The sequence below is a fragment of the Mycoplasmopsis cynos genome, from assembly GCF_900660545.1.
Classification (GTDB): Bacteria; Bacillota_I; Bacilli_A; order Mycoplasmatales; family Metamycoplasmataceae; genus Mycoplasmopsis; species Mycoplasmopsis cynos.
In genome coordinates this window covers 1-5,796 of record NZ_LR214981.1, presented here as the reverse complement: position 1 = coordinate 5,796, position 5,796 = coordinate 1, and the positions used below count along the sequence as shown (strand labels likewise).

The 5,796-nt window shown below is 25.9% G+C and carries 8 protein-coding genes; 3 read left to right on the top strand and 5 right to left on the bottom strand.

Translation table 4 applies throughout. From position 1 onward, the window contains the following. Positions 1-170: 170 nt before the first annotated feature. The 3 genes from EXC48_RS00225 to EXC48_RS00215 all read left to right on the top strand — a co-directional run bounded on the left by EXC48_RS00225 (position 171) and on the right by EXC48_RS00215 (position 2,599). Positions 171-446: a hypothetical protein gene (locus EXC48_RS00225; protein WP_129720345.1), complete on the top strand. Its 276-nt coding sequence runs from the start codon at positions 171-173 to the stop codon at positions 444-446. A 495-nt stretch (positions 447-941) separates the two neighbouring features. Further along, entirely contained in the window at positions 942-1,868 is a 927-nt protein-coding gene (locus tag EXC48_RS00220) for a hypothetical protein (protein ID WP_129720344.1), read from the top strand. 47 nt (positions 1,869-1,915) lie between these two features. Continuing rightward, entirely contained in the window at positions 1,916-2,599 is a 684-nt protein-coding gene (locus EXC48_RS00215; RefSeq protein ID WP_129720343.1) for a hypothetical protein, read from the top strand. A gap of 608 nt (positions 2,600-3,207) precedes the next feature. On the opposite strand, the gene EXC48_RS05030 is transcribed toward EXC48_RS00215, so the two are convergent. From EXC48_RS05030 to EXC48_RS00200, 5 genes are all read right to left on the bottom strand, one after another. Continuing rightward, entirely contained in the window at positions 3,208-3,333 is a 126-nt protein-coding gene (locus EXC48_RS05030; RefSeq protein ID WP_268814394.1) for a hypothetical protein, read from the bottom strand. Between the two features lie 117 nt (positions 3,334-3,450). Further along, positions 3,451-4,038 carry a hypothetical protein gene (locus EXC48_RS00210; RefSeq protein WP_129720342.1) on the bottom strand — a complete coding sequence of 196 codons (588 nt, stop codon included), beginning with the start codon at positions 4,036-4,038 and terminating at the stop codon, positions 3,451-3,453. 175 nt (positions 4,039-4,213) lie between these two features. After that, positions 4,214-4,813, bottom strand: a complete 600-nt coding sequence (locus EXC48_RS00205; RefSeq protein ID WP_129720341.1) for a hypothetical protein — start codon at positions 4,811-4,813, stop codon at positions 4,214-4,216. 37 nt (positions 4,814-4,850) lie between these two features. Further along, positions 4,851-4,979, bottom strand: coding sequence for a hypothetical protein (locus EXC48_RS05025; protein ID WP_268814393.1), 129 nt, complete (start codon positions 4,977-4,979; stop codon positions 4,851-4,853). Between the two features lie 366 nt (positions 4,980-5,345). Next, positions 5,346-5,537, bottom strand: coding sequence for a hypothetical protein (locus EXC48_RS00200; RefSeq protein ID WP_129720340.1), 192 nt, complete (start codon positions 5,535-5,537; stop codon positions 5,346-5,348). Positions 5,538-5,796: the final 259 nt, after the last annotated feature.

Sequence of the window (5,796 nt, the reverse complement as noted above, 5' to 3'; positions counted from 1 at the left end):
ATACAGCGGACGCTATTAAAAAAATAGAAGGTTCTAAAAAACACCAAGAACAAATGAAAAATTTTGAAAAAAATAGGGAAAATATTGAAGAATTAAAGAAAATAACCGAAAAAGCAAAAGAAGAATTTAATAATGCACTTAAGAAGTTCAAATAGAACTTAATAAATTAAGTGACACAAATTTTAAAAAAGAACGAATTTAAAGAAAAAATCCAAAATGCTAATAGTATTGCAACTTTAAAACAAATAAAACTTCAAATTGAAGATGAGATTAGCGAACAACAAAAGAAACAATCAAAACCAAAAACCACAGATAAAAAAGAAAATGAAAATAAAACAAATGTTGCAACTATTGTAACTCCACTAGTTTTAATTCCATCTATAGCTGCTGCTGGATTTGGAATTTGATATGCTATAAAACACCGTAAGAAAAGTATCAAGAATTAATTTAGATTTATAGATGTTAAAAAATTTAACCTTATTTGTTAGGGTTAGATTTTTTAATAGATAAATAAGAACATTTGATTTTTAAAATTGAAAAAATATCAATTTTATTTCAAAACTTCTAGACATTTTTTTTTTTTTTTTTGCAATCTTTTTATAAAATATTATCAATAAGTAAGAAGTGATGAAAGTAAATATTATTTATAAAAGTATATTGAAACAAAAATCTTTTTAATATATAAAATTAAATTAATTGAATTAGAATTAAGTTTTTATTTTAACTTTAAAAAGTTATTAATAATAATTTATAACCTTTGTAGTTTAAAATGTTAAAGATAATGATTTTTAAATAAAACAAAATAAAAATTTATAAGGAGAAATTATGAAATTTAGGTTAAGTCTATTATTGAATGCATCTATTATTGCTAGTGCACCATTAGTTGTGAGTGGCTCAAGGTAAAAGCGAGACCAAAAAAGTCAAAAAATACTCAGGAAATATTGGCTCATGATAGTGATGTTTATAGTGCAAAACCTTTAGAACGACCTGACTATGATGATTATGATGATGTAGATAGCTATGGACTATATTGAGATGCTGAAGCTTTTAAAACTCATTATGATATGACATTTGCATATAGAATTTTGAAAAAATTAATAGGGGTCAATGATCAAAAACTTGATAAATTACCTTATAAAGAAAAATTAAAAGACTTAATTCCTTCACTTGGTCCAGAGTTTGAAAATATAGGTTCTATATATTTATTTGCAACACACAATGAACTTTGAAAGTCATTTATAAAACCATGAGAAGACGTAAAGTTTAATTATGGTTCTTATTTAAAAGAGCAATATAAAAGCAAACATAATGATTCGAATGACAAAATTACAAAAGATTTAAAAAGTAGTGAAACACACGGTATATTTTTATCAAAGGCTAATGACATTTTTCAAGTGCGAACGATGGTAGCTCATTTTGAAGCAATTAATTTATTCATTAAACATAAAGATAACACTGAAATAAAAGATTTAATATTAATGTTATTTAAAGTTGATAGAGGTGCTAATACTGCTGATCCTGCATATAAAAATACGTTAGATGATTCACTACCAATTCTTAATGAAATAAGAGAAAAAGCTGGTGAAAATTTAGTTAGCGATATAGCTAAACAGGTTGAAGAAGATAATAAGCATGATAAGATAATATATGACGCATTGCTTTCTGCTCGTAGAGCATTTGGTTCTCCTGAATATAATGAAAAAATTAAGCCATTAGTTAGACAGGTTTCTGAAACAAGCACCACAGAATTTTTAAAGAAATTAATAAGTGTTTCTGATTCAATTTATCTTAAAGAGAAACAAAAAGTTGATGCAGTTTTTGAAGAACTAAAAGTAAAAATAAAGAAAATGAATTTAGAACTAGAATAAACAATGCTCGAAATGTTGGACTTTTAAGAGATGTATATGCTGATTTAGTGACTGAAAAAATTAAACAGGTTCAAGAAGAAGTGAAAAATTCTATTGATAAGACAAATGGTTCTGACGATTATAATGATTTTAATTCTAAATTTGCTGCAATAAAAGACAAAAACGACAACACTGTTAGTCAAAAGAAAGTGGATAAAGACGCATTCGACAAAAAATGAAGAGATTTTGGTGCTAATCAAAAGTCTGTCAAAATAGACATTAAAGAAGAAAAAGATAAGCAACGTGAAAAATTGGCTATTCAACTTAAAGAGCAAGCGGTAACGCTTGAACAACTAGAAGCACTTAAACAAGAAACTAATAATCTTTATCTTGAAGAAAGTGATAAAACAAGAACTCTTATTAATAGCATCGATTCTCATATCAACAAAAATAAAAAACTTGAGGAATTTAAAAAAGCTAGAGATATTAAAACTCTTAAAAAAATAGCAGAAGAAGCTAAACAAATTAAAGAAGCAGAGGATTTAGAAAAAGCTAAAAGCGGAGCCGCAAAAGCTGTGCAAAGCGCTTTTGGTTCAATTAAATATGATGAATATCAAAAAATGCTTATGGAAGCAAATGATGATATTGTTAAATTTAATGAATTGATCAAATTAGCAGGTGGTGAATATGAAGCTAAAAGCAACGAAGTGAAAGCAAACATAGATAGTTTAGATGATAAAAAAAGATTTTAAAGATAAATTTGAAAATGTTAAAAATATTGCTGATTTAGAGGAATTAAATAAGAAAATATTACCTGAAAGAAAATCCAGGATTTAGCAAGAGCGAAAAAAAGAGCAAAACTGCTGTTGAAAGTACAAATGGTTCAAAACAATATGAAGCATTTTTAAAGAGATTAAACGATAATAATGAAAAAACCGACGAATTAAATAACTAGCCTCAGAAGCAGAAAATGTTTATAATGATGAAAAGCAAAAAGTAGTAGATGTTTTTGAAAAACTTTTAGATAAAAACAATATAGAGACAAAATTGAGATTAAAAGAAAATTTGTCTCTATATTGTTTTTATCTAAAAGTTTTTCAAAAACATCTACTACTTTTTGCTTTTCATCATTATAAACATTTTCTGCTTCTGAGGCTAGTTTATTTAATTCGTCGGTTTTTTCATTATTATCGTTTAATCTCTTTAAAAATGCTTCATATTGTTTTGAACCATTTGTACTTTCAACAGCAGTTTTTGCTCTTTTTTTCGCTCTTGCTAAATCCTGGATTTTCTTTCAGGTAATATTTTCTTATTTAATTCCTCTAAATCAGCAATATTTTTAACATTTTCAAATTTATCTTTAAAATCTTTTTTTATCATCTAAACTATCTATGTTTGCTTTCACTTCGTTGCTTTTAGCTTCATATTCACCACCTGCTAATTTGATCAATTCATTAAATTTAACAATATCATCATTTGCTTCCATAAGCATTTTGATATTCATCATATTTAATTGAACCAAAAGCGCTTTGCACAGCTTTTGCGGCTCCGCTTTTAGCTTTTTCTAAATCCTCTGCTTCTTTAATTTGTTTAGCTTCTTCTGCTATTTTTTTAAGAGTTTTAATATCTCTAGCTTTTTTAAATTCCTCAAGTTTTTTATTTTGTTGATATGAGAATCGATGCTATTAATAAGAGTTCTTGTTTTATCACTTTCTTCAAGATAAAGATTATTAGTTTCTTGTTTAAGTGCTTCTAGTTGTTCAAGCGTTACCGCTTGCTCTTTAAGTTGAATAGCCAATTTTTCACGTTGCTTATCTTTTTCTTCTTTAATGTCTATTTTGACAGACTTTTGATTAGCACCAAATCTCTTCATTTTTTGTCGAATGGCGTCTTTATCCACTTTCTTTTGACTAACAGTGTTGTCGTTTTTGTCTTTTATTGCAGCAAATTTAGAATTAAAATCATTATAATCGTCAGAACCATTTGTCTTATCAATAGAATTTTTCACTTCTTCTTGAACCTGTTTAATTTTTTCAGTCACTAAATCAGCATATACATCTCTTAAAAGTCCAACATTTCGAGCATTGTTTATTCTAGTTCTAAATTCATTTTCTTTATTTTTACTTTTTAGTTCTTCAAAACTGCATCAAACTTTTTGTTTCTCTTTTAAGATAAATTGAATCAGAAACACTTATTAATTTTCTTTAAAAATTCTGTGGTGCTTGTTTCAGAAACCTGTCTAACTAATGGCTTAATTTTTTCATTATATTCAGGAGAACCAAATGCTCTACGAGCAGAAAGCAATGCGTCATATATTATCTTATCATGCTTATTATCTTCTTCAACCTGTTTAGCTATATCGCTAACTAAATTTTCACCAGCTTTTTCTCTATTTCATTAAGAATTGGTAGTGAATCATCTAACGTATTTTTATATGCAGGATCAGCAGTATTAGCACCTCTATCAACTTTAAATAACATTAATATTAAATCTTTTATTTCAGTGTTATCTTTATGTTTAATGAATAAATTAATTGCTTCAAAATGAGCTACCATCGTTCGCACTTGAAAAATGTCATTAGCCTTTGATAAAAATATACCGTGTGTTTCACTACTTTTTAAATCTTTTGTAATTTTGTCATTCGAATCATTATGTTTGCTTTTATATTGCTCTTTTAAATAAGAACCATAATTAAACTTTACGTCTTCTCATGGTTTTATAAATGACTTTCAAAGTTCATTGTGTGTTGCAAATAAATATATAGAACCTATATTTTCAAACTCTGGACCAAGTGAAGGAATTAAGTCTTTTAATTTTTCTTTATAAGGTAATTTATCAAGTTTTTGATCATTGACCCCTATTAATTTTTTCAAAATTCTATATGCAAATGTCATATCATAATGAGTTTTAAAAGCTTCAGCATCTCAATATAGTCCATAGCTATCTACATCATCATAATCATTCATAGTCAGGTCGTTCTAAAGGTTTGCACTATAAACATCACTATCATGAGCCAATATTTCCTGAGTATTTTTTTGACTTTTTGGTCTCGCTTTTACCTTGAGCACTCACAACTAATGGTGCACTAGCAATAATAGATGCATTCAATAATAGACTTAACCTAAATTTCATAATTTCTCCTTATAAATTTTTATTTTGTTTTATTTAAAAATCATTATCTTTAACATTTTAAACTACAAAGGTTATAAATTATTATTAATAACTTTTTAAAGTTAAAAATAAAAACTTAATTCTAATTCAATTAATTTAATTTTATATATTAAAAAGATTTTTGTTTCAATATACTTTTATAAATAATATTTACTTTCATCACTTCTTACTTATTGATAATATTTTATAAAAAGATTGCAAAAAAAAAAAAAAAAATGTCTAGAAGTTTTGAAATAAAATTGATATTTTTCAATTTTAAAAATCAAATGTTCTTATTTATCTATTAAAAAATCTAACCCTAACAAATAAGGTTAAATTTTTTAACATCTATAAATCTAAATTAATTCTTGATACTTTTCTTACGTGTTTTATAGCATATCAAATTCCAAATCCAGCAGCAGCTATAGATGGAATTAAAACTAGTGGAGTTACAATAGTTGCAACATTTGTTTTATTTTCATTTCTTTTTATCTGTGGTTTTTGGTTTTGATTGTTTCTTTTGTTGTTCGCTAATCTCATCTTCAATTTGAAGTTTTATTTGTTTTAAAGTTGCAATACTATTAGCATTTTGGATTTTTTTCTTTAAATTCGTTCTTTTTAAAATTTGTGTCACTTAATTTATTAAGTTCTATTTGAACTTCTTAAGTGCATTATTAAATTCTTCTTTTGCTTTTTCGGTTATTTTCTTTAATTCTTCAATATTTTCCCTATTTTTTTCAAAATTTTTCATTTGTTCTTGGTGTTTTTTAGAACCTTCTATTTTTTTAATAGCGTCCGC